At 42.4% G+C, this 24,845-nt stretch carries 21 protein-coding genes; 10 read left to right on the forward strand and 11 right to left on the reverse strand.

What is annotated here, in order from left to right; genetic code table 11:
- Positions 1 to 972, forward strand: coding sequence for a protein translocase subunit SecF (gene secF, locus E0409_RS05520; RefSeq protein ID WP_131288651.1), 972 nt, complete (start codon positions 1 to 3; stop codon positions 970 to 972).
- 237 nt (positions 973 to 1,209) lie between these two features.
- Here secF and E0409_RS05525 read toward each other — a convergent pair whose 3' ends face one another.
- From E0409_RS05525 to cysM, 4 genes are read right to left on the reverse strand one after another with little or no spacing between them, the layout of a single operon-like run.
- Complete coding sequence (locus tag E0409_RS05525; protein ID WP_131288653.1) at positions 1,210 to 3,516, reverse strand: RelA/SpoT family protein; 2,307 nt, start codon at positions 3,514 to 3,516, stop codon at positions 1,210 to 1,212.
- Positions 3,517 to 3,545: 29 nt separating this feature from the next.
- A complete protein-coding gene (rlmD, locus tag E0409_RS05530) occupies positions 3,546 to 4,937 on the reverse strand; it encodes a 23S rRNA (uracil(1939)-C(5))-methyltransferase RlmD (RefSeq protein ID WP_131288655.1) in 1,392 nt (463 codons plus the stop codon).
- Between the two features lie 6 nt (positions 4,938 to 4,943).
- A complete protein-coding gene (locus E0409_RS05535) occupies positions 4,944 to 5,765 on the reverse strand; it encodes a 3'-5' exonuclease (protein ID WP_131288658.1) in 822 nt (273 codons plus the stop codon).
- 23 nt (positions 5,766 to 5,788) lie between these two features.
- Positions 5,789 to 6,709, reverse strand: a complete 921-nt coding sequence (gene cysM / locus E0409_RS05540) for a cysteine synthase CysM (RefSeq protein ID WP_131288660.1) — start codon at positions 6,707 to 6,709, stop codon at positions 5,789 to 5,791.
- Positions 6,710 to 6,862: 153 nt separating this feature from the next.
- On the opposite strand from cysM, the gene E0409_RS05545 reads away from it, so the two are divergent.
- From E0409_RS05545 to rsfS, 5 genes are all read left to right on the forward strand, one after another.
- Positions 6,863 to 9,673, forward strand: a complete 2,811-nt coding sequence (locus E0409_RS05545; protein ID WP_131288662.1) for a GacS-like sensor histidine kinase — start codon at positions 6,863 to 6,865, stop codon at positions 9,671 to 9,673.
- 132 nt (positions 9,674 to 9,805) lie between these two features.
- On the forward strand, positions 9,806 to 10,594 hold the full coding sequence (locus tag E0409_RS05550; RefSeq protein ID WP_131288726.1) for a crotonase/enoyl-CoA hydratase family protein: 789 nt from the start codon (positions 9,806 to 9,808) through the stop codon (positions 10,592 to 10,594).
- Positions 10,595 to 10,630: 36 nt separating this feature from the next.
- On the forward strand, positions 10,631 to 11,497 hold the full coding sequence (locus E0409_RS05555; protein WP_131288664.1) for an NAD(P)-dependent oxidoreductase: 867 nt from the start codon (positions 10,631 to 10,633) through the stop codon (positions 11,495 to 11,497).
- A gap of 34 nt (positions 11,498 to 11,531) precedes the next feature.
- On the forward strand, positions 11,532 to 12,326 hold the full coding sequence (locus tag E0409_RS05560) for a hydroxypyruvate isomerase family protein (protein ID WP_131288666.1): 795 nt from the start codon (positions 11,532 to 11,534) through the stop codon (positions 12,324 to 12,326).
- A 77-nt stretch (positions 12,327 to 12,403) separates the two neighbouring features.
- Positions 12,404 to 12,802, forward strand: a complete 399-nt coding sequence (gene rsfS, locus E0409_RS05565; RefSeq protein WP_131288669.1) for a ribosome silencing factor — start codon at positions 12,404 to 12,406, stop codon at positions 12,800 to 12,802.
- A 198-nt stretch (positions 12,803 to 13,000) separates the two neighbouring features.
- Here rsfS and E0409_RS05570 read toward each other — a convergent pair whose 3' ends face one another.
- From E0409_RS05570 to E0409_RS05585, 4 genes are all read right to left on the reverse strand, one after another.
- Complete coding sequence (locus E0409_RS05570) at positions 13,001 to 13,282, reverse strand: DUF3303 domain-containing protein (protein ID WP_131288671.1); 282 nt, start codon at positions 13,280 to 13,282, stop codon at positions 13,001 to 13,003.
- Positions 13,283 to 13,788: 506 nt separating this feature from the next.
- Positions 13,789 to 15,243, reverse strand: coding sequence for an NAD(P)(+) transhydrogenase (Re/Si-specific) subunit beta (locus tag E0409_RS05575; protein ID WP_131288677.1), 1,455 nt, complete (start codon positions 15,241 to 15,243; stop codon positions 13,789 to 13,791).
- The gene (locus E0409_RS05580; protein ID WP_131288679.1) at positions 15,244 to 15,570 is read right to left on the reverse strand and encodes a proton-translocating transhydrogenase family protein; all 327 of its coding nucleotides are present in this window, start codon (positions 15,568 to 15,570) and stop codon (positions 15,244 to 15,246) included.
- An 11-nt stretch (positions 15,571 to 15,581) separates the two neighbouring features.
- Positions 15,582 to 16,709, reverse strand: a complete 1,128-nt coding sequence (locus tag E0409_RS05585; RefSeq protein WP_131288681.1) for a Re/Si-specific NAD(P)(+) transhydrogenase subunit alpha — start codon at positions 16,707 to 16,709, stop codon at positions 15,582 to 15,584.
- A 987-nt stretch (positions 16,710 to 17,696) separates the two neighbouring features.
- Here E0409_RS05585 and E0409_RS05595 point away from each other — a divergent pair.
- Entirely contained in the window at positions 17,697 to 18,623 is a 927-nt protein-coding gene (locus tag E0409_RS05595; RefSeq protein ID WP_131288683.1) for a DMT family transporter, read from the forward strand.
- A gap of 226 nt (positions 18,624 to 18,849) precedes the next feature.
- Positions 18,850 to 20,043: an MFS transporter gene (locus E0409_RS05600; protein ID WP_131288685.1), complete on the forward strand. Its 1,194-nt coding sequence runs from the start codon at positions 18,850 to 18,852 to the stop codon at positions 20,041 to 20,043.
- Positions 20,044 to 20,097: 54 nt separating this feature from the next.
- On the opposite strand, the gene E0409_RS05605 is transcribed toward E0409_RS05600, so the two are convergent.
- A complete protein-coding gene (locus E0409_RS05605; protein WP_131288687.1) occupies positions 20,098 to 20,742 on the reverse strand; it encodes a hypothetical protein in 645 nt (214 codons plus the stop codon).
- A gap of 188 nt (positions 20,743 to 20,930) precedes the next feature.
- On the opposite strand from E0409_RS05605, the gene dusA reads away from it, so the two are divergent.
- On the forward strand, positions 20,931 to 21,950 hold the full coding sequence (gene dusA / locus E0409_RS05610) for a tRNA dihydrouridine(20/20a) synthase DusA (protein WP_131288689.1): 1,020 nt from the start codon (positions 20,931 to 20,933) through the stop codon (positions 21,948 to 21,950).
- 208 nt (positions 21,951 to 22,158) lie between these two features.
- Here dusA and E0409_RS05615 read toward each other — a convergent pair whose 3' ends face one another.
- Together E0409_RS05615 and coaBC are read right to left on the reverse strand one after the other, a co-directional pair.
- Complete coding sequence (locus tag E0409_RS05615; RefSeq protein WP_131288691.1) at positions 22,159 to 22,536, reverse strand: cytochrome b562; 378 nt, start codon at positions 22,534 to 22,536, stop codon at positions 22,159 to 22,161.
- Between the two features lie 167 nt (positions 22,537 to 22,703).
- Complete coding sequence (gene coaBC / locus E0409_RS05620; protein ID WP_131288693.1) at positions 22,704 to 23,969, reverse strand: bifunctional phosphopantothenoylcysteine decarboxylase/phosphopantothenate--cysteine ligase CoaBC; 1,266 nt, start codon at positions 23,967 to 23,969, stop codon at positions 22,704 to 22,706.
- A 113-nt stretch (positions 23,970 to 24,082) separates the two neighbouring features.
- Here coaBC and radC point away from each other — a divergent pair, with 113 nt between their 5' ends.
- The gene (gene radC / locus E0409_RS05625; RefSeq protein ID WP_131288695.1) at positions 24,083 to 24,775 is read left to right on the forward strand and encodes a RadC family protein; all 693 of its coding nucleotides are present in this window, start codon (positions 24,083 to 24,085) and stop codon (positions 24,773 to 24,775) included.
- Positions 24,776 to 24,845 lie beyond the last annotated feature (70 nt).

Here is a 24,845-nt window from a genome sequence, read left to right on the forward strand (position 1 = left end):
ATGATGACTGATATGACTCAACCTGATTCAAAAAAATATGGTCGCCCTGATGATGAACGGATAATTCCGTTTATGAAAATTGCCAAACCGGCGGCAATTTTCTCCATCATTTTAACGATTGCAAGCATCTTCTTTATTGTGACCAAAGGTCTAAACCTCGGTTTGGACTTTACCGGGGGCGTTTCTGCAGAACTAAACTATGCTCAACCGGCAAACCAGGCTGAAGTGGTTAAAGCTTTAGATCAAGCCGGTTTCAAAGATGCTGTGGTGCAAACCCTCGGTAGCAACAAAGACCTTTTGGTGCGTATGCCAGCTCAAGACCTTGAAGTAGAAGACTTGAGTAACGCGATTACCAAAGCTGCCCAATTGCCGAATAATGCTGCTGAAGTCCACAAGGTGGACTCTGTCGGTGGTCAAGTCGGCAATGAGCTGTATCTGCGCTCTGCAGGTGCGGTTGGATTGGCATTACTGTTAATGTTGGTATACGTCACGATTCGTTTCGAATTCAAGTTAGCTATAGGTGCGGTTCTTTCGTTATTCCATGACGTCCTTGTAACAGTGGGTGTTTTTGCCATGATGCAATGGCCATTTGACTTAACCGTATTGGCTGCAATTCTGGCACTTTTAGGATTCTCGTTAAACGATAACATCGTGGTATCGGATCGTATTCGTGAAAATTTCCGCAAGATCCGTGGCGCAAGCCCGCGTGAAGTTATCGATATTTCTTTGACAGAAACTTTACGCCGTACCATTCATACCTCAATGACCTTATTGCTTGTTGTCGTGGCAATGATGTTCCTCGGTGGCGAAGGTTTACACTGGTTCTCTGTGGCGATGTTTATTGGGGTTTTTGTCGGTACCTATTCTTCAATTTACATTGGTACTGCCTTTGCCCTGTGGCGTGGCCTGAATCGTCAAGACTTCATTGTACAGGTTAAGCCTGAATTTGAAGAAGAAGAAATTCCTAAATAGTTTTTCTTTGAATTGACATAAAAAAGCCCATCTTCAGATGGGCTTTTTTATGTCAGCTGAAAATATACAGCATCGTATAAATTCAGCACCACGCCATGATGGAGCAAATATTGCCATTTAAATTTATGAATTGATTTAATTAAAAATCAATAAAATACCCACACCATAGAATCAGGTAGGCATAAAAAACCAGCAACACAAGTTGCTGGTTTTTCAGTCGTAATTTACAGGTTTGGATTAATTACCTTGCACCAAACGACGTGCGCTAATAATCCCCGGTTGTTGCTCTAAACGTGCCAACAAACGTGATAACTGTGCCAGACCTTTCACTTCAATTAACAACTTCATATTGGCAATACCATCTGTTTCTGAAATGGTATTCACCTGACGAATATTGATTTGATCGGAAAAAATCACTTGAGTTAAATCTTTAAGCAGACCACGGCGGTCATAGGCTTCCACCACAATCTGTACACTTTGACCACGGGTCGGTTGCATTTCCCAATCGGCTTCAACAGCACGCTCAGGTTCGTGAGAAATCATGCGCACATAATCCGGACAGGCAACCTTATGAATACTGACGCCACGATTCAGCGTGATATATCCACCAATTGGCTCACCATGAACCGGTTGACAACATTGCGCAATATGCAATTCCACATTGTCCAAACCATCAATCAAAATACCATGTGCAGACAAGGTATGACTTGCACGCGGATTTAAGGTCGGCTTGAGTACCAATTCAGGTTCATCTTGACCGATATGCATATGACGATTGACCTGATTGATCAAGGAATGCAGGCTGATATCGCCATTCACCAAACCAATCAGAATATCTTCACCCAATTTGACATTGAAGTGATTGCAATAATCATTTAAATCAATGCTTTTTGGATGAATCGCCAAACGTAAAAGTTCTTTATTCAGAATTTCACGGCCAACTTCCAAATTTTTACTGCGGTCTTGCTGTCTAAACCAGTGACGCAATTTATCGCGTGCACGAGAGGTTTTGATATAACCCAGCGAGTTCACTAACCAGTCACGATTTGGTTCGCGATCTTTTTTAGTCAGAATTTCAACCTGTTCGCCGGTTTTTAAAGTATAGGTTAAAGGTACATAGCGCTGGTTGACCCGCGCTGCATAACACTTATTCCCCACTTCAGTATGCACATGATAGGCAAAGTCTAAAACGGTTGAACCACGGGGTAATTCTTTAATGTCCCCATCACGACTAAACACATAGATTTTTTCAAATCCTTCAAAATCTTGAACGTGTTCAAAATTCTCGGAATCATCATCTGATTTATGCGCGCTGGAATCATTACGTTCTTGATAATGCTCAAGTACTGCACGCAATGAATGTAAACGATGATTAAAAGAATGATCGGTATTTTTTGCGCCTTCTTTATAATTGAAGTGCGAACATACCCCAAGCTCTGCCTCGTTATGCATATCCTTGGTTCGGATTTGCACTTCAAGTGACTTGTTCTCTGCAATGACCGCAGTATGCAATGAGCGATAGCCATTGGCTTTAGGATTGGTAATGTAATCATCAAATTGATGCGGAATATGACGCCAAATTTGATGCACGATTCCCAATGAGTGATAACACTCAGGTACGCTTTTTACCAACACCCGAACCGCTCGAATATCATACAGCTGATCGAAACTAAGGTTCTTGCTTTTCATTTTTCGATAAATCGAATAAATGTGCTTCACCCGTCCGCTAATCTCGGCTTCGATACCGTAGCTCGCCAGTTCATTTTTCAGTTTATCAATGACAAACTGAATATATTGCTCGCGCTCTAAACGTTTTTCATTCAGTAAGGTTGCAATTTCTTTATAGCGTTCTGGGGCTAAATAACGAAACGCTAAATCTTCCAGTTCCCACTTTAACTGCGCAATCCCTAAACGGTGCGCCAAAGGTGAGTAAATGGTCAAAATTTCTCGAGCAACACGCTCTTGACGCTCGCGTGATGCTTGAGTCAATTCTCGCAAGGCATAAGTACGCTCTGCAAGTTTAATCAAGACCACTCGAACATCTTCGGTCACAGAAATCAGCATTTTATAAATGCCGCTTAAATGCTCTCTTTGATTATTATTAAAATGATCTTCTAGACGTTTGTTCTTTTCAATCAGTTCGGAAAGTTTACCCATCGCCAAGGTCCCTTGGACCAGACTATGCACTTGCTCACCAAAATGTTCACGAACTTCTTCAAGCGTCATGACGCCTTCACGCACACTGCGATACAGCATCGCTGCGGACAAAGTATCTTCATCCACATGTAAATGCGCCAAAATATCGGCCATTTCAATGCCGGTATAAAAGGTGTTGGAACGATGGTTAACCGTACTTTGCAGTTCTTTTTGCAAAGTTAAATGCGCTACATCTTCGAGTTGTTTTAGCGCCATATCATCTAATATGCCACGAACCCGATTTAGCCATTCAGCCAAATCATGTCGAGCTTGTTCGGCATGTTCTACAGTCGCTTCCTCCGACAACTCATTGAGACGTCCAGGAAGTTGCTCACGTACTGTGACCATACCCTACTCCTACTTTTTTACACTTCATCTTATAAATCGTTTATTTCATTGTATTTTTCGAATAAGGCAATAGATTCAACATGTCCCGTATGGGTAAACATATCCATCACCCCAGCTTTTTTTAATCGATAACCATGTTTCGCCAGCACACCCGCATCTCGCGCCAATGTGGCAGGATTACATGATACATAAACGATTCTTTTTGCACCAAATTTGGGCACATAATACATTATTTCCTCCGCTCCTGAGCGTGGAGGATCAATCAATAATGCATCAAATCCCTGTTTTGCCCAAGAATGATGCGAAAAATCTTTTGTTAAGTCTTGTGAATAAAAATGTACGTGAGTCATCGCATTGTTTTTAGCATTTTCTGCACCACGCTGAACCATTTCTTCACTTCCTTCAACAGCCACCACTTGCCCTGTTTCACCGACACAGCGAGCAAGAGGTAAAGAAAAGTTTCCTAGACCACAAAACAAGTCCAGAACGCGTTCACCTTGCTGCAACTGAAGCAAATCACATGCCAGCTTCAGCATTTGCGGATTAATCGTTGAATTCACTTGAGTAAAATCGAGCGGATTAAAGCCAAATTTCACGTCAAATTCCTCCACAGCATAATGCAAACGCATTGCAGCAGCTGGATCATCCACACGGTGCAAACTGTCTGCACCGGCGGGCTGTAAATACAATTGCCACTGTTTGTTTAACGTAAACTGTTTTAATTGGTTGACATCATCTGCTGATAATTTTTCAATATGACGAACCACCAGTGCAATATTTTCATCACCCATGGCCAATTCTATATGACCAATGGCGGCTTTGGCTTTTAGACTTTCGAGTAACTGTTTTAGCGCTGTAATCGATCCAAATTCACGATCAAGCACCATACAGCGGTCGATGGAAATCAATTTATTACTTTGACGTTCACGGAAACCCACCACCAGTTTGTCTTGATTTGGAATATAGCGTACTCCAATACGGGCTTTACGACGGTAGTCTTCACGTTGCGAACGTAATGGCTCTAACCATTGTTCAGGTTGGATTCCGGCAAAATGTTCTAAATGCGATTTTAGAACCTCTTGTTTTAAGCGAATTTGTTCATCTTGCTGAATGTGCTGCATATTACAACCGCCACACACAGTAAAATGTGGACATTTCGGTTCAATACGTGTTGCAGCAGGTGCGCTTAACAGCTCAATACTGTCTGCTTCCTCTAAACGTTTTGCCACATTGGTAATTTGCGCTTTAACAGTCTCACCAGGCAAGGCATAACTGATAAATACTTTTTTACCCTGCTTCTCACTTGGATGATCAGGATGTGTTCCATAGTGCGCTATCCCCCGTCCTTCGTGTGAAAGTGACTCAACCTGAAAAGTGTAAATCGGCTGTTGAGCTGGACGTGGCTTAGTTCTATGTTTCATGAATACCTAGAGTGTGGGAGATAAAAAGTCTGTAGCGGTAAATTCAGTACGTTGTGAGGTTTCACGCCATACTGCTAAAAAATCTGCATGTTGAGGTTGAGTCGATAAAAACTGGATGGTGCGCTGAACTGCATCACGATAATCATTGAGTAAAAGCTGGCCTTTTAACAATGACCAACGCAGGTAAATCAACCAGGTATTGAGCACATCACCTTCGCAATAACTGGTGAGTTTTTGCCATTCTTGCTGACGTACATATTCAGTAACATGGTAGGCGCCATCACCACGCTTACCCGGATAACCGAGTAAATGTGCAACATCATCTAACTTTTGAAATTGACGACCATTGAACATCGCGATCACATCCATCAAATCGACATGACGATGGTGATAACGATTCTGGTAGTTATTATAGCGCTTTTGCTGATCAATTTCGCCCTGATCGAATAAACTTGGTGCAGATAAACCATGATACATGGCGCGAAACAGGATCACCGGCAAATCAAATTGTGAGCCATTCCAGCTAACTAAAGTCGGATGACGCTTGTCAAAAATCGAGAGAAATTTCTTTAAAATTTCCGCTTCAGTATTCTGCTCCCGGCTAAACGAGAACATTTTCATGCCGCCTTGCTCATCAAGCCATAAGCCAGAAATACAGACAATTTCATGCAAGGCCATGCGTTGAAAGTCTATGCCCGACTCTTGACGGCGCAATTTAATCAACGCCTGTTCCAGATCTGCTTCTGGCAAATCCAGACCATACAAATGCGCTCCCGATTTTAAATCGGTCAGGGTTTCTATATCGAAAACTAAAACGGGTAAGCGCATTTTAACTCACAAAAATTGCAGATTTATTCTGGGTCTTGTACAGAAAACAAACCTGTAGAAAGATAACGGTCACCACGGTCACAGATGATACATACAATCACTGCACCCGGATTTTCTTCAGCCAGTTTGATTGATGCCCAAACTGCACCACCGGAAGATGTACCGGCACTAATGCCTTCTTTGCGCGCCAATTGACGTGCGGTTTTTTCCGCTTCAATTTGCGGAATATCCATAATGCGGTCAACTCGTTTAGGGTCAAAAATAGTCGGAAGATATTCTTGGGGCCAACGACGGATACCTGCAATATTTGAACCTTCAGAAGGTTGCAAGCCGACAATCTGAATATCAGGATTTTGTTCTTTTAGATATTTGGAAATTCCCATAATCGTGCCTGTCGTTCCCATGGAACTGACGAAATGAGTAATTTTACCACCTGTTTGCTGCCAGATTTCCGGACCCGTGGTGAGGTAATGGGCTTCAACATTATCCGGATTACCAAACTGGTTCAAGACCAGTCCTTTCCCTTCTTTTTCCATTTGCAGCGCCATATCACGCGCTTCTTCCATGCTTGAAGATTCAATCAGTTCAGCCCCATAAGCACGCATCGCATCTTTGCGTTCCTGACTTGAACCTGCTGGCATAATCAATTTCATTTTATAGCCACGCATTGCTGCAACCATGGCCAAGGCAATCCCTGTATTTCCGCTTGTCGCTTCAATTAACGTATCGCCGGGTTTAATTTGACCACGTTTTTCAGCCTGCATAATCATGTTATACGCTGGACGGTCTTTTACCGAACCTGCAGGATTATTTCCTTCAAGTTTAGCCAATACTGTTGCTTGAGTGTGACTTGCTAGACGTTGCAAACGCACTAGAGGCGTTTTACCTACGTAGTGGTCTAACAAAAATTCGTCTGCTTGAAAATCAGGGGTGGTATTACTCATTATTTGTACCTATATCGAGGTGCGCCTATTGTATGAAAAAATGCTCCTTCCTGCACCCATTTAGCAGGCTTTTTATTGAAAGTGATTAAAGCGCAGTCAGTTTTAAATAAAGCATGCTAATATTCCGAGCATAGAAAATAAACTGCTTTAACCATGTCAAATATCAATAAAAAGTTATTTAAACGTCTACACTTAAATCATGCTTATGGACAACTCATTGCACTGATTTTTGTGCCGATTATGATTTTGGCATGTGTCGGGGCATTGCTGGTTTTATCCGAGACCTCCAATGCATCACGTGCACAACAACGTCAAATGGCAATTGCCATTGTGACCCGTTATCAGCTCACCTCAGAAGCAGCAATCGACTTATTAAGTAGTTATCCATGGCAGTATGATCAGGCACGTAATGCCATGCAGGTCATGCTGAATGAAAAATATTTAATTCGTGCCGCCATTATTGATGAAGATGGTAGAAACCGTTTAAGTATTGGTTATCAGGATCAGGAACCTTGGCCAAAGATTGACTCAAACGCCGCTTTTGTCGGTCCTATTCTGCATCATGATAATAATATTTATGCCTTAAAAATTAATGAACATACGGATAACCCGGCCAGACTGGTGATTGAGCTGGATAACCAACCGCTTGAAATTGCGCGTTATCGGGTCATGGTGGTGCTGATTGCAACCGGCTTATTGACTTTATTGCTACTTTTATTGTGCTTGAATTTCTATTCGCGGCGCTGGATTGCCCCGATGTACGAGATCCGGATGCAATTGCAGCGTTTAAATGCCGATACCCTGGATCAGCACATGGTGATTAACAGTACTGGTGAATTACGTTTGCTCCAGCGCGACATTGCCAATGTAGTCAAACGCCTGCACTTTAGCTTTTTAGAACTGAAAGAACATACCGAACAAACTGAAGACGATTTACGTCGTACCTTAGATACTTTAGAAGTGCAAAACATTACCTATCGTCAAGCACGAGACCAGGCAATTTCAGCTAACCAGTCCAAATCGGTCTTCTTGGCCAATATCAGCCATGAATTACGCACACCATTAAATAGTATTGATGGCTTTATTCATTTATTGCTGCGTCAAGGCAACTTGAGCAATGAGCAAAACCTGTATTTGCAAACCATCCGTAAATCATCTGCCCATCTTTTGGCTCTGATTAACGATGTACTGGATTTCTCGAAAATTGATGCCGGCAAACTGGAACTGGAAACCGCACCGTTTGATCTGGAAGAAGCCATTTTCGATGTCATGGATATGCTCTCGCCTTTGGCGGCACAAAAACATATTGATATGGCATTTTATTATGCCGACAATGTACCAACGCAAGTCATTGGTGATGCCCTGCGCTTCAAGCAGATTCTGACCAACCTGATTTCCAACGCGATTAAATTCACCCCGGATGGTGAAATTATTGTCCGTGCCCGTATGGAACACGACGATATTGGACAATGTTTATTGCACTTTAGCGTGCAAGACAGCGGGATTGGTCTCAGTGGTACAGACCGTAAAAAACTGTTTGAATCCTTCTCGCAAGGCGATGCTTCAGTGACCCGTCAATTTGGTGGAACAGGACTCGGCTTGGCGATTTCCAAACAGCTGGTGCATTTAATGCAAGGTCAAATTGGCTTTGAAGATAACCAGGAACGTGCACCAACCGAAAAAGGTTCCACCTTCTGGTTTACCGCCATGTTTGCTGTGAATGACGAAATTGAAATTGTTCATCCACACTTCAATAACATGCAGGTGGTGTCTTATTTAGCCCATCCTGCGACTGCCAATATCTTGCGTCATTATCTTGAAAATTATGATGTGCATCATGTCGAAACCAGCTCGATTCTGGATTTGTTCAGTCAGCTGAATAAATTCTCGAATAACGATGAAAATACCTGGCTGATTGTGGATCATAGTGGCGATAGCGAAGCCTTATTGAAAGAAATTCGTAACCGTTATCATGGCAACATTGCAGTTTACGGTTATCAAATGTCGCTCGATCCAAACATGCTGAACGAGTATCGTGCCCGCCCACTCTATCAACCGTTGAGTCGTAGTGCGTTGATTCAGCTACTCAGCAATCAGCCGATTTTCGATCAAGATGTACATGAAGAATTTAATGGACAAGGTCTGCATGTCCTCGCTGTCGATGACCATTTACCGAATCTGATTGTTTTAGAAGCCCTTTTGGCCGAACTCAATGTCAAGACCACCAAGGCATTAAGCGGTCAAGAAGCCCTAGAAATCATTCAGAATCGGATTGAAAAAGATCTGCCTACATTTGATGTGGTGTTTATGGATATTCAGATGCCGGTGATGTCCGGAGTAGATACGACTCGCGCCATCCGGTCCCTAGAGTCGACTTTAGAAAACCATAAACGCCTGCCGATTATTGCCCTGACGGCGCATGCATTGGCAGATGAGAAACAAAAACTGTTGCAGGTGGGTATGGATGATTATGTCACCAAACCAATTCAAATGGATCAGATTATTCAGATTCTTACCCACTGGACTTCGGAAAGCTTTAAAAAGGCTAAAAGTGTAGAAAAAGCCATTCTGATTGAAGCGCTCGATCCAAATATTTTAGATTGGCAACAAAGCTTGCAACTGGCGGCCAACAAAGAAGATCTGGCGATCGATCTGCTTAAAATGCTGGTCGACAGTTTCGCCACAGAACTCGCTGAAATGCAGCAGTTGATTGAAATGGAAGATTTCCCACAACTGGAACATGTACTGCATCGTTTATATGGCGCAACCCGCTACGTTGGTGCACCTACTCTACAAGAAGCAACTGGTGGATTTGAGCAGTTTGTTTCCTCTTTACGCAAAGAACGTCGTAAAGCCGACGACACTTTTATTCAGGAAACCCTAAAACGTTTTGATGAATTACAGTCAGTGATTCAGCAAGTTGAACAAGCATCTCAGCAAATTTTAAACCAACAAAATACTTAACGCGGTCTTATTCGAATTGTGACAGTAGCGTCCATCTTTAGATGTGACTCTGCTGTCATGTATCGCGGCATGTATCAGAGAAATGCCCGTGTTATGCTCAAAACAATGGAAAAAATTACAGGTCTATACAACATGGCGTTACTTCGCATAGAAAAAAATAAGGGCATCGCAACCGTTTCTTTAAACCGTCCCGAAAAACGCAATGCCATGAGCTTTGCTTTGTTACGCGAACTGGTCAATGCAGCCAATCAAATTAAAAAAGACCGCTCGATTCGCTGTGTCATTTTAACTGGCGAAGCACATGTGTTTAGTGCCGGGATTGACCTTGCCGATTTAAACGCACCGAAAAATACGGCTTACGCTGCATGGGAACTGATTAAACCGGGACAAAGCCTATTCCAGAAAGCCTTTCTAATTTGGCAGGAGCTTCCTGTACCGGTCATTGCTGCAATTGAAGGTTATTGCTTGGGTGCTGGCATGCAATTGGCACTGGCTGCGGATATTCGGATTGCACATCCGGATACCAAAATGTCGATTATGGAAAGCCGCTGGGGACTGGTTCCAGACATGGGGCTGACCCGATCAATCAAAGGCATTATTAATGTCGACCTTGCCAAAGAGTTGACCTTGACTGGACGTATTTTCGATGCCAATTATGCCAAAGACATTGGTCTGGTGACACATCTGGATGAATCACCAATCAGCAAAGCCCAAGCCCTTGCAGAAGAAATGTTGCAACGTTCTCCTGATGCTCTCACCGCAGCCAAACGCGTACTCGATGCCATGGAACATGAACCAAAAAAATCTTTACGCCTAGAGAAAATTTGGCAACTAAAATTACTATTAGGTAAAAACAGTAAATTGGCGCGTAAAAAAGACAAGAACCCGGAAGTTCAGTTTTTACCACGCCAATATAAGTAAAATATCCAGATAACAGGATTGTGCAGAGAAAAACACATGAGTTTTGATCGTAATACAAAAATTGCATTTTTAGGCATGGGACTGATGGGCAGCCGTATGGCCACCCGACTGATTCAAGCCGGTTTTGAAGTCGCGATCTGGAACCGCACAGCATCCGCCTGTGATGTACTGATTGATATGGGCGCGACTGCCTTAGACGTGCAAGACATTGGACAATATCCTGTTATTTTGACCTGTCTGGCAGATGATGCCGCAGTGCAAGCGGTCTACGATCAAATTCAGAACCAGTTACAAGCAGGACAAGTGATTGTGGATTTCTCAAGTTTATCTGTGGATAAAACCAAGACCTTGGCACAACAAGCCCAAACTCGCCAAGTACAGTGGATTGATTCCCCGGTTTCGGGTGGAACAGCGGGTGCTGAACAGGGAACCTTGGTGATTTTTGCTGGTGGTGACCTGCAAACCATCCAAGATTTATCGCTGATTTATAATGTACTTTCACAACGTGTCACTCGTATGGGTGAAACTGGCACCGGACAAGCAACCAAAATTTGCAATCAACTGATTGTGGCTGCCAACAGTACTTTAATTGCTGAAGCTGTCGCATTGGCTGCTCAAGCAGGCGTTGATACCACTTTACTCGCCCCTGCGCTTGCCGGTGGTTTTGCCGACTCGAAACCTTTCCAGATTTTAACCCCGCGTATGGCGACCCATACTTTTGAACCAGTGCAATGGAAAGTTCAAACCTTGTCCAAAGACTTAAATAATGCAGTCCAGCTGGCTGAACAATTTAATTTAAATATTCCTGTTGCAAAACAAGCACTATCACAATTGAAAACCCACCAAAATAAAGGCTATGCTGAAGCTGATCTTGCCACTGTGATTCAACAGGTTGAATCTTAAGCATCTCATTTTCTAACAAGCAAGGAGTAAGGGCATGATTAAGCTGGCTGTAAATTTATCGATGATTTTTACTGAAGTGCCTTTGATTGAGCGCTTTGCTCTAGCGCGTGCACAGGGTTTTCAGCATGTGGAAATTCAGTTTCCCTATGAACTCAGCATTGAACAAATTCAAACCCAGCTGACCATTCATGACTTAACTCTTTGCCTGATCAATGTACCTGCGGGTGATTTAATGCAAGGTGGTAATGGTCTTGCCGGTGTCCCGGGGATGGAACTTGAATTTCATCGCGGTCTAGAAAAAGCCATTCAATATGCCACAGCATTAAATGTGCCGAGTGTGAACATTTTAGCGGGCAAGCAACCAGTCGATGCAGATCTACTGCCTTGCTTAAATACCTTGGCAAAAAATTTGAAACTTGCCTGCTCTATGCTGAGCGAACATCAGATTCAGCCGGTGTTTGAAATGATTAATGGCACAGATATGCCGCGCTTTCTGGTTCAGAACATTGCTCAAGCACAAGAAATGCTTGAAGCCGTGCAAAACCCTGCCCTGAAAATGCAATATGACTGTTATCACATGGCGATGATGGGTGAAGATATATTTGAAGCCTTAAAAGAAAATATTGACGATATTGGTCATATTCAATTTGCTGACTGCCCGGGACGCCATGAACCCGATACTGCACAAATCAATTTTGCAGAGATATTTCAATGGCTTAATCAAAGTGCATATACAGGCTATACAGCCGCAGAATATCGCCCACAGGCGCACTCCAAGCATTCTTTTGCATGGAAAGATAAATATTTTGTAAAAAATCCGCAAAGTTAAATTATGAACAGAATTGAAATTTGGCACTAAAACCGCTATATTACACGATGAGTTATTGTCCGGAAATAAAACCCTTTATGAATTTAGAACCATCGCCCAGCGCTTCTAATTCTCTCGATCTAGCAATGAATTCTCAAGCTAAAGATGTACAAGCTTGCTTAAAAGTTGTACATGAAGCCCTATCAGATGTAAAAGCAAAAGATATTCTTGAACTTGATGTTAGCGCGATTAGCAATGTAGCAGACTATATGGTCATTGCTAGCGGTACATCAACCCGTCACATTAAAGCCCTCGCAGATAATGTTGCTGAAGAAGCACGTAAAGCGGGTTTCCGCCCGATCGGCGTTGAAGGTGAACGTGATGCGGAATGGATCTTAATCGATCTTGGTTTTGTGGTTGTCCACGTTATGCTTCCAACAGCGCGTAAATTTTACGACCTTGAAAGCTTATGGCGTGCTACTCCAGAATCTGCTTAAAGCAAGAAAAAGCGACCATAAGGTCGCTTTTTTATTTCTTAACCCTACATCATCAGATCAATCATTGGCACGCCCTCCTTCCTGAATGGCTCACAACTGTCCCGATTATTCTAGGTTAATGCCCAAGCTCATCGGAAATTTTAACACTATGATGAGGTAGTGAGACCTCCAATGGAAGCGTCTTGTGGACTGTACTTACTACTTCTTCCCGAGCGCAGCAGCCATAAGTGGACCGACTTGCTCGTCAGTTAAAATAGGGTAAACTTCCATAGCAAGAAGGTCGTTCCACTCTAGCGCCCACTGTTGTATCAACAATGCATCGTACGCTTCAACGACTGCAAAGCCAGATTGCTGTGCTATAGCAAACCATCTTCCCAGCATTTTTACTCCTTCAGGCGGTTTTCCTCCCGTCTTCAGAAAGCGCTCTATCGCTGCATTACGATTTGCCGGACCGGTTCTCCACTTGACAATAAACAACATAAGTCACCTCTTTCAAATGATTGACACACCTGACTTATGACCATGCGGGAGTGTGCGGATACGAAAATGTTGCTTGATTCATGCCGTTTACACTAGCGATGGGCCAGTTATCCCAACTTATGAACCCATGATATATAAGTCTAGCCTCGCGTTGGCGCTTATAGCTATGTTTCGGATGAAATACAAAATTCCATATTCGTGTATAAGAACACCGAACTGAGAACTAACCGCGCCTAACTACACTATACTACTGTTATATGGCACGGCACATTCACCGTATAACCAAAGCAGCATAACCATTTTGACAACTTTTTTTCTTTATTTTGATTATATTTTGTGGATTAAATGTTGCATTTTCTATCACCATAAATAGCATCCCTGCACTTTAAATGAGACCTACATAAACTCACATAAAAATAGGAAGTTATCTGGCATTTTTAATATAAGTTTTCGCCAAACAAAAAACCACCCGAAGGTGGTTTTTTATTATGATACAAATTCGATGTTTAGTGACCGCCGCCATTAATCGCCTTGGTCATATCTTCAACTACTTTCTTGGCATCACCAAAGATCATCATGGTCTTCTCATTATAGAACAAGTCATTGTCCAGACCTGCATAACCTGTTGCCATTGAACGCTTGATCACCATGATGGTACGCGCCTTATGTGCTTCCAAAATCGGCATACCGTAAATTGGTGACGTTGGATCATCTTTTGCCGCAGGATTAACCACGTCATTTGCACCAATCACTAAAACCACGTCAGTTGCAGGGAAATCTGTGTTGATTTCATCCATCTCCAGAATGTCGTCATACGCTACATCCGCTTCTGCAAGCAGTACATTCATATGACCCGGCATACGACCTGCCACTGGGTGAATCGCAAAACGGACTTTCACACCTTGCTCTTTCAGAATTTCACACAGTTCTTTTACTGCATTTTGTGCACGACCTTGCGCCATACCATAACCCGGTACAATCACAACGCTGTCCGCATTTGACATCAAGAAGCCGGCGTCATCCGCTGAACCAGAACGGTGGTTACGCTGAACTTTCTCACCATTATCTGTTGCTGCAACTGCTGTACCGCCCATCGCACCACCAAACAAAACATTGATGATCGAACGGTTCATTGCTTTACACATAATGTAAGACAGAATCGCACCTGATGAACCCACCAGCGAGCCTGCAACAATCAACATATTATTTTCTAAAGTGAAACCAATACCTGCTGCTGCCCAACCCGAGAATGAGTTCAATAGCGATACCACAACTGGCATATCACCGCCACCGACTGGTGCAATCCATACCCAGCCAAATACCAGTGCCAGAGCTGTCATTGCCCAGAAAGCTTGCATATTGCCGGTTGAGAAGAACACGAAGCCAGACGCTAACATCGCAAGGAAAATGATCGCTTGTACTGGTTTAACCCATGCACCTGAAATCGTTTTTGCCCATTTTTTTGCAGCCAATTTGCCATAAGCAAATACAGAGGCAGTGAAGGTAATCGCCCCCACAAAACAACCCACAAACAATTCAAATAAATGAACTTTGCTCATGTGTGCATGTTGAACACCTGCAGCAGTCAAAGCCGCTTCATTTTGTGTAAATAATGCAGTTAACTGGTTGTTATGCAGAATGGCAGCAATTGCAATTAAAACAGCCGCCAAACCGACCAATGAGTGCATCAGTGCAACAGTTTCAGGCATCTGCGTCATCGGAACAGTACGTGCACGTGCAATACCAACTACACCACCGAGTACCATTGCACCGATAATCATCCAGACCACAGGATGTTCAGCCACAAAGAAAGTAGTAATCACAGCAATCGCCATCGCGATCATGCCGTAACGGTTACCTTTAATCGCGGTCTTAGGACCAGACAAACCACGAAGCGTTAAGATAAAAAGAACGGCGCCTACCAAGTAGAACCAATCCGCATAGTCTCGAATAAATTCCATTTATGAACCCTCTTTTTTCTTTTGCTTCGGCTTAAACATTTCAAGCATACGTGCAGTCACGGCAAAGCCACCGAAAATGTTGATACTTGCCAAGAACACAGCGATAGCACCCAAAATGCTCACAATGTTCACGCTTTGGAAAGCCACGTTGGCCTCTACCCCAATTACCGGCAAACCTACAGTTTGAATCATTGCACCCACCACAATAATGGAAGACAGTGCATTGGTGACAGCCATAAGCGGTGTGTGTAAAGCGGGTGTTACGCCCCAAACCACGTAGTAACCTACGAAGATGGCAAGGACGAAAATTGTAATCGTTTCAACCATGATCTATCTCCTTAACCACGCTTTAACAGCACTTGGCCGCCATGAGCGACGAGTAGCGCTTTTTGAATTTCTTCTTCTGGATTAATGACAAAGTTCTTGTCTTGATCAAAAAGAGTTTCCAGGAAATTGAAAACATTACGTGCATACAATGCCGAAGCTTCAGTCGCTACTGTTGCCGGGATATTTGGAATGCCTAAAATGGTCACGCCATTATCGGTCACGACATTTTCGCCGCACTTAGAACCTTCAACGTTACCGCCTGATTCAACCGCCATATCAAGGATGATTGAACCTGGTTTCATTTTGGCAACCGTTTCAGCACGAATTAAACGTGGTGCATCACGGCCTGGTAACAGTGCAGTGGTAATCACGATGTCTGCATTGGAAACCGCTTTATCGACAATCGCTGCCTGGTCTTTGATGTATTGCTCACCTGGCATCCATCCATAACCGTTTTTAGCAGCATCGGCAGCTTTCTGCTTTTCTTCATCAGACATTGGCACGTCTAGCCATTTACCACCTAAAGACTCAACCTGATCTCGAGCTGTTGGACGTAAATCGGTTGCTTCAACTACAGCACCTAAACGTTTTGCCGTTGCAATTGCTTGTAAACCTGCAACACCTACCCCCATGATGACTACACGGGCAGGTTTAACCGTACCTGCAGCAGTCATCAGCATTGGGAACATGCGTTGGTATTCTGCCGCAGCCAAAAGCACCGATTTATAACCAGCCAAGTTGGCTTGCGAAGACAATACATCCATATTCTGTGCGCGGGAAAGCGTACGGGGTAAAAGCTCTAAAGCAAATGCAGACACCTGCGCGGATGCAAATTGGTCAAGTTCAGTATTGCGGTACGGATCAAACATCGCAATAACTGCGGTGTTTGGAGCAAGTTTTTGAATTTCGTCACCTTTAGGCGCACGAACTTTCAAAATAATCTGACTGCCGGTATAGGCATCATCCGTAATTTTGGCACCGACTTGTTCATATGCACTGTCAATATAAGCAGCTTTAACACCTGCTCTACGTTCAATGACCACTGTATGACCAACACTGATCAACTTCTTTACTGTTTCTGGCGTTGCTGCCACGCGATTTTCACCGACAACAGTTTCGGTTGGGATTCCGATCTGCATGAGCCTTCCTCAAGCTAATTTTTCTTAAGTAAACATTGCGGTTAGCAATGTTTCCCCCTAGATGCATTTTTGTTGAATTTTTGGATTCTAATTGAACTTTTTTAAATTACCACCCAATATTTATTTAATAAATACCCATATTTTGAACTGATGATTCATAAAAATAATCATACGATATAGCATTTATTGGTTTCGCTTTAATTAAAATTGTTTTTATCCGCTTAAATGTCATTGCAACACTTTTTAATTTTTTATATTTAAGCGCTGAGGGTGATTTTTTAGCAGGATTTAAAAAATTTGAATTGATCATTCTGACAATTCTAGCTTTTAGCATAAATAAAACACTAACTTAAAGATGCCCCGATTTAGGGCTAAAATAACCTATTTAATCGCTACTTTTAATTAGATTGACTAAAGTGACATTATAAGCAGACTGATTCAGCAGAAAATTTGTCCGTTTTTTAAAAGCCCATTTCTAAAAATAAGCGGCAAAGTAAATAGTATCGGATCTCTATTGTTCCCAATTTCAATTGTTATTTTTATCCACCCAATCTTATTCACCCTAAGTCGACTGAGGTCAAAAAAATAGTTAAATTTTTTTTGCTGACCATTTCGCTTGATGATGATTTGATCGTGCTTCTACCTAATCGACCGTTTTTCGCACCAAATTAGGGCAAATATCAAGCATTCACATTAATATCACTATTTTTTACTGCTTAAGACCATCATTTTTGACATTTTATCTTTTTTTTCTACTGCACATTCACTTCCATTATCCAATATTTGAAAAGATTCTCCATTCACTTAAAACTTATTTTTATTTTAGCGTCCCTTTCTTGAAATAAATGAAACTCATAAAAAGGGATTCATTCCGAATAGGAATCTTAAGCATCATATTTTTGCATTTCACCTCCTCAACTAAAAACTTTATAATTCAAATTTATATACTTTCTCTTTCATACTCAAAGTACGCCCCAAGTAGGTAAAATGAAACTGAGTCTAACAACAACACAATTAGGTTCATTGTTCGCTGTTTGTGCCGCTTTTTTATTTAGCACCAAAGCTATTTTTATTAAACAAGCCTATGCCCTCTCCCCGCTGGTTGATGGCACCGTTCTCATGGCGCTAAGAATGGCCAGTGCATTGCCTTTTTTCCTTCTCATTTGCTGGTTAAATCGACATCAGAGTAAAAAAATTACCAGTCAAGACTGGGGCTTACTGATCTTTGCAGGCTTGATTGGTTATTATCTTGCAAGCTGGCTGGATTTCGCCGGACTGATGTATATCAGTGCCTCACTGGAACGGATTATTTTATTTTTATACCCGACGATGACGGTTCTGGCTTCAAGTGTGATCTATAAACAACGATTAAGCTTTAAAAGTCTTTTTGCGATTTTGCTCAGTTATGGCGGTACAGTCATCGTGATGTTACAGGAACAGAGTAATGTTCCGCATCAAAGTAATTTCTGGTTGGGTGCGAGTTTGGTCTTTGCCAGTGCTGTGGCATTTGCAAGCTATCTGTTATTGACACCGCGCCTGATTCAGAAATTCGGTTCATGGAATTTCACCGGTCTTGCGCTGAGTATTGCCTGTATCGGAACACTGAGCCATTATTTAATTGCAATCCCGAATCCGATTAGCTTACTCGCGCAGTTACCCAGTTCCGTAATCTGGTATGGGATTGGACTGGGCTTTATGGTCACGGTTTTACCAACCGTATTATTGATGCAAAGTATTGAGCGCTTAGGTGCTTCGCAATCTGCCATGATTGCCTCGATTGGCCCTATTCTAACCATTATTTTGGCGACCTTTTTCTTGGGTGAAAAAATGAATGCGATTCAATGGTTCGGCTGTGCCTTGAATATTGTGGGGGTGATGATGATTACCTTATCGAAAAAGAAACTCGCTCACTAAGCTTATTCATTCAATTACTGTTAATACGGCCGTTTGATAAATTTTAATTAAATAAACGTAGCTTCCGAACTGCATTCATTTTTAATTCAGAAAATTAATAGCATGGGAAATAACCGCCTTTACTTTTTTGTCGGCTAATTCCTGTCTCAGGTCTTGCTATACTCGGTCTGCTCATTGAAATGAAGCAACCGCTGATTGCCTGTAAAACATCAAGCAAGGGACTTTTATGAACACTTCTCTCGACATTAGCCAAGATAAATCTTTGTTATGGCTAATGGCTATTGCTTGTGGTTTATGTGCGGGGGCAAATTATTACTGCCAGCCTTTGATTTCATCCATTCAGCAGTATTATCAGGTTCCTGAATCGCAAGTGGCTCTGACCGTCACCTTTGCCCAGATCTCCTATGCATTGGGTTTACTGTTTATTGTGCCTTTGGGCGACATGCTGAATAAAAGCAAACTCATTCCCTTTCTCATGCTGGGCGCAGCCGTAGGTTTATTTATTTGTGCCAGTGCAGTAAATCTGCCGATGCTCTGGATTGGAACCATCATTGCGGGGCTTTTTTCTGTCGCTGCACAGATTCTGATTCCCTTGGCCACCATGGCGGTGAAACCGGAAAAAACCGGAGAAGTAGTCGGCTTCCTGATGAGTGGTTTACTGGTCGGCATTCTGCTTTCAACCAGTATTGCAGGATTACTTTCCGACCTGTTTCACTGGAAAATGATCTATGTGGTCAGTGGCATAGCCATGTTGGGCTTAAGTTTCTATTTAAGAGATAAATTGCCGAGTCTGCCACGTCTGAGAATAAGCTATGCGGCAATTTTTAAATCCATGGCGATCTTATTAAAACAGGAACCACGCCTGATATTGCGTTCGCTTACAGGAGCATTCGCCTTTGCCGCCATGAGTATGCTGTTCTCTACCATTGCCCTGCTGCTCACCCAGAAACCTTTTCAGCTTTCTGATGTCATGGTCGGTCTGGTCACACTCGTGGGGGTGTTTGGCGCGCTTTCGACTCAGCTGATTGGTAAATGGGCTGATCGTGGTCATATCAAAACACTGAGCTGGATCGGCTGTTCTATCCTGATCAGTAGCTGGCTATTTCTTTATTTTGGTGCGGTGTCTTTACTGAGTTATATTCTGGGCTACGGACTGATTAATCTTGGCCTGGCGATTACGCATAGCTGTAACCAGAACGTGATTTTTCGTTTACGCCCGGATGCTAAATCACGAGTCAATTCACTTTATATGACCCTGTACTTTATTGGCGGTGCCTGTGGTTCTGCGCTCGGTGTTTATTCATGGCAGCATGGTGGATGGAGTATGACCTGTATCACAGGACTAAGTCTGGTGATCTGTTCAGCTTTGTTTGCTTTACTCGATATGCGTTATCATGCTCGCGCAGCATCTATTTCATAAAAAAATGAAATTGAAACAGCCTTTTACCTTGGGACTTATTTCAAATCATTGGCCTTAAGACATTTGCGCTACGGGATAAAAGGGTTTACTGAACTCTATATTTTCGACATTTTCCAATAAAATTTGGATAAAGCTCGGCACCAATACAGATAAAACACTACAGGCATTCGCTAATTGTTTCCGGTTAAGGGCGCTATTGTAGGTCGCTCCGCCTTGACTTAACTGTTGATGCAAGGTCGCTAAGCGGCTAAACAGGGATACCAATAAACTGACTGAATCATGGTTTTGCAGGATTTGCTGGAGCTGTTGTTGTTCCGTGTCAAAGGCTGAGCGCCATGTTTCCTCACTGATTTTCTGATTACGCCAGTCCCAAAAACTTTGATCCAGATAAGGGTTACTCAAGAGTAATCGAATGGTTGGCTGTTTTTTCTCCCAAAGGATACGAAATATTTTTTGATCAGCATCTTTATGGTACATCGAACTCAGAAACAGTCTTAAGGTTTGCTGTTGCTGATTGGCCGCTTGCTCCCGTGCATACAATGCATTAAATGCCACCCACTCCATAATAAACTGCATATCAAGATCATCATGAAGCACCAGGGCTTTTTTAAACCAGCTTAAACTGCGCTGGATACGTAAATTAAAAGACGTGGAATATTCATTTTTTCTACTTCTATATATTTCTTCTAGAACCAACATATTATTTTCCCTGTTGTGGTCATATCTCCAAAATACTAAAAAATTACATTACATACAAATTCTAAGCTGACCGCATAGTTGATTTTCTGGCCTTATGTAAAGGTAATGATCGCCGCAAGCTACTGTCGATTTTTTATCAAACCCCGTATAATCCGCGCTTCGGTTTTTCATCATTTCAGGTTTACGCCATGACTGCTCTCCAATCTTTACAGCCTCGCATTTCGGTTGCCCCGATGATGGATTGGACCACGCGTGACTATCGTTTTTTTGCCCGCCTGTTTAATCCGAATATCATTATGTACACCGAAATGGTGACGACTGGTGCCATTTTATTTGGTGGTGCGGAACGTCATTTGGACTATAACAATGAAGAACACCCGATTGTGCTTCAACTCGGTGGCTCAAATCCAAAGGATTTAGCAACCTGTACCAAGATGGCTCAAGACTGGGGCTACGATGAAGTCAACCTGAATGTCGGCTGCCCAAGCGACCGCGTACAAAACAATAAAATTGGTGCATGCTTAATGGCAGAGCCTGACCTGGTTGCTGAATGTATTGCTGAAATGCGTAACGCTGTAGATATACCTGTTACGGTCAAACACCGAATCGGTATTGATGACATGCAGTCGTATGAAGAAATGCTGCATTTTGTCGATACTGTTGCCAAAACCGGTTGTGACAACTTTATTGTGCATGCCCGTATTGCCTTGCTTCAGGGTTTATCGCCTAAAGAAAACCGCGATGTTCCACCTTTACGTTATGAAGATGTCTACCGTTTAAAACAGGAACGTCCCAACCTACTGATTGAAATTAACGGCGGTGTAAAAACCTTGGCTGAAACCCAACAACATTTAAAACATGTCGATGGTGTGATGATTGGTCGTGAGGCTTATCACAATCCATATTTATTGGCTGAACTTGGACAACTGTGGAATCTGGAAGCACCTGACCGTTTTGATATTATGGCGCAAATGATGCCGTATATTGCCAAACGTATGGAAGAAGGTGCCCCACTTTCCATTATCACCCGTCATATTTTAGGTTTATTCCAAAACTTGCCGGGTGCACGTAAATGGCGTCAGGCATTAAGTGGCGGTAATGCCAAAACTTTAAAAGATGTGGAAACGGCGTTAATCAATATTCAGGAAGCGATGCAACGCACTGAAGATTATTTGAAAGAAAATCAGAGTGATCTGGCTTCAAATTGATTGTAAGCTTTCGCGTGATTAGCAATGCCAGACCATTCAGAAATGGGGCTGGCATTTTTTTAATCTTGATTTTTCAGCTGTCTTTATATATTGCTAAATGAAGAAAGCTTTACACAACGTCTATGGCAGCCACTAAAAAAATAGAAAAACTGTCAGCTTATGCTACGTTTTCAGCACTCATTTCTCTGAATGATGAATATGCATAAAATCAGTGAGGATTGTAAACTGCATGTCCCTGTTCTTTCACCAGAGCAATTTTTTTGCCTTCCACTTTAGCCTGATCTAATTGACCTACCTGTACCAATATTCTGGTTTTATCAATCTCTGCCAGCAATTGGTCATATAAAGTATCTGAGGTCGGTGCGTTTGCATCATGTTTTTTTAATTTCACTTGTTTTGCATCTAAAGCTGCAGTTTTCATATGATCCAGTGCTTTTAGCGCATCGCTCTGATTCTCCGCCTTATTAAACATTTTAAAGTTTTTCACAAGCGTACTCATACTCTGCCCAAGCTCGCCGGCAAAACTCAGGCTACTGAATGACAAAGTGAAAGAAAGTATTATTGTGGCTAAAATTTTTTTGATCATGTTTGACGTCCTTTTAAAGATCCATTTAAAAACTTTGGTTATTATTGTTGATGCTATTGTTGCTTTTTAATTGTTCTGACTATTTGCATTTTAAGCATTAAACCTAGTGTAAATTCCATAAAAAATGCAACGGATTCGTTGCATTTTAATCCAGAACTTCAGCTTCTTTAAACCGGTTCTATTTCATTGTGCAAGGCATCATGAATTGCTTCCACCAGCTGCTGCGCAATTTCCTGTTTTGAAGCTTTTTCCAGATCACGCTTCTGCATTTGATACTGTTCGGCAAAGAACACTATCATGGCATTTTCATCAGAGGCAAAACCAATATCAGGCCGTGATACATCATTACAAGCGATCATGTCGAGTTTTTTCGCCACCAGTTTACCCGCTGCATACTCTTCGACATTGCGGGTTTCCGCTGCAAACCCCACCATAAATGGGCGTTTTTGTTGCTGGGCAATGGTCGCGACAATATCTGGGTTTTTAATTAAAGAAACGTTCAGCTCATCACCGGCTTTTTTAATTTTATGCTCGGCAACTTCAGCAACTCGGTAGTCCGCAACTGCGGCTGTCGCAATAAAAATATCGCAACCTTCATCCAGCATTTGCATGCTGATGTCCAACATTTGTACAGCAGAGGAAACATTAATCCGGCGTACACCATTCGGTGTATCCAGACTCACGGGGCCAGCAATCAGAGTTACTTTCGCACCTGCTGCATAACAGGCAGCGGCCAAGGAAAAGCCCATCTTCCCGGTACTATGGTTGGAAATATAACGGACTGGATCAATCGCTTCACGGGTCGGTCCCGCAGTAACCACCACATGTTTACCTGCCAGCATGCCAAATTTTTCGGCAATCGCACGTTGTGCTTTGTGGAAATACTGAGTCACTTGTCGTGCTAAATCTTCAGGCTCAGGCATACGTCCCAAACCAACATCGCCACAGGCTTGTGAACCTGCATCCGGCATAATCACATGTACACCATCTTCAACCAGCGTATTTAAATTACGCTGCGTGGCTTTGGCTGCCCACATTTGCTGATTCATGGCCGGAGCCACCCAAACCGGAGATTTGGTTGCCAGATATAAAGTACTTAATAGGTCATCGGCCAAACCGGCAGCAAATTTCGCTAAAGTGTCACAGCTTGCAGGTGCAACCAGCAATAAATCAGCCCAACGTGCCAATTCAATATGCCCCATGCCCGCTTCTGCTTCAGGATTGAGTAATTCAGTATGTACCGGATTTCCCGACAAGGCCTGGAAGGTTAACGGAGTAATAAATGCTTGCGCACCTTGCGTCATCACCACACGGACATTAAAGCCCGCATCTTTTAAGCGACGAACTAAAATGGCACTTTTATAGGCCGCGATACCGCCAGTTACAGCTAAAACAATGTTTTTATTTGGAATCACACTCAAATCGAAGCTCACAAACAGGCTACCTTTGTGTTGCAGTGGCGCTCACAATAGCATTAAATAAAGTCATGCCCAAGTCAGCACTTAGGTCTAATTACTCTCACTAATAATAAAAAAGTCTAAAAACAATGAATTCATCGATTAAACATTGGCCAGAACAAGAACGTCCACGCGAAAGACTGATTCAACAAGGTGCAAGCAGTTTGTCAGATGCAGAACTGCTGGCAATCTTTTTACGTTCCGGTTCCAGACAACATTCCGCTGTTGAACTGTCACGAATACTGTTACAACATTTTGGCGGACTCAATCCAATTTTTGATACCACCCTTCAGGATTTAAGCCAGTTTCATGGCATTGGCAAAACCAAATATGCACAGCTGATGGCGGTAAAAGAATTGGGACGGCATTATATCTCACAACATTTAAAACAGGAAAAAATTGAATTAAGTAACTCAAAAACACTTTTAGATTTTTTAAAGTTTGAATTATTGGGTGAAACTCAAGAGGTTTTTGCAGTGCTTTGCCTCGATGTCCATTTAAGAAAAATAAGCTTTAAAAAAATGTTCTATGGCTCAATAAATTCGTGTGAAATTTCGATTAATCAATTGCTACGCCATGCAATTAATCAACATGCGAGTAGCATCGTGATTGCGCATAACCATCCTTTTGGAATGCCGCTGCCTTCCAATACCGATATTGAATTAACCCAACATATTTCAACGGCCTGCGATTTATTAGAAATCCGCCTGATTGACCATTGCATTATTTCCCCGGAAGGGAGTTATTCTTTTGCTGAACATGGGCTTATTCAGCCCCAATAAAAATGTAACAAATATTGACAAAAGCCCAGCCAACACTGAAGATCAACAAAAATTTTGATGATACTAATAA

Source organism: Acinetobacter sp. ANC 4862 (assembly GCF_004336635.1).
Classification (GTDB): domain Bacteria; phylum Pseudomonadota; class Gammaproteobacteria; order Pseudomonadales; family Moraxellaceae; genus Acinetobacter.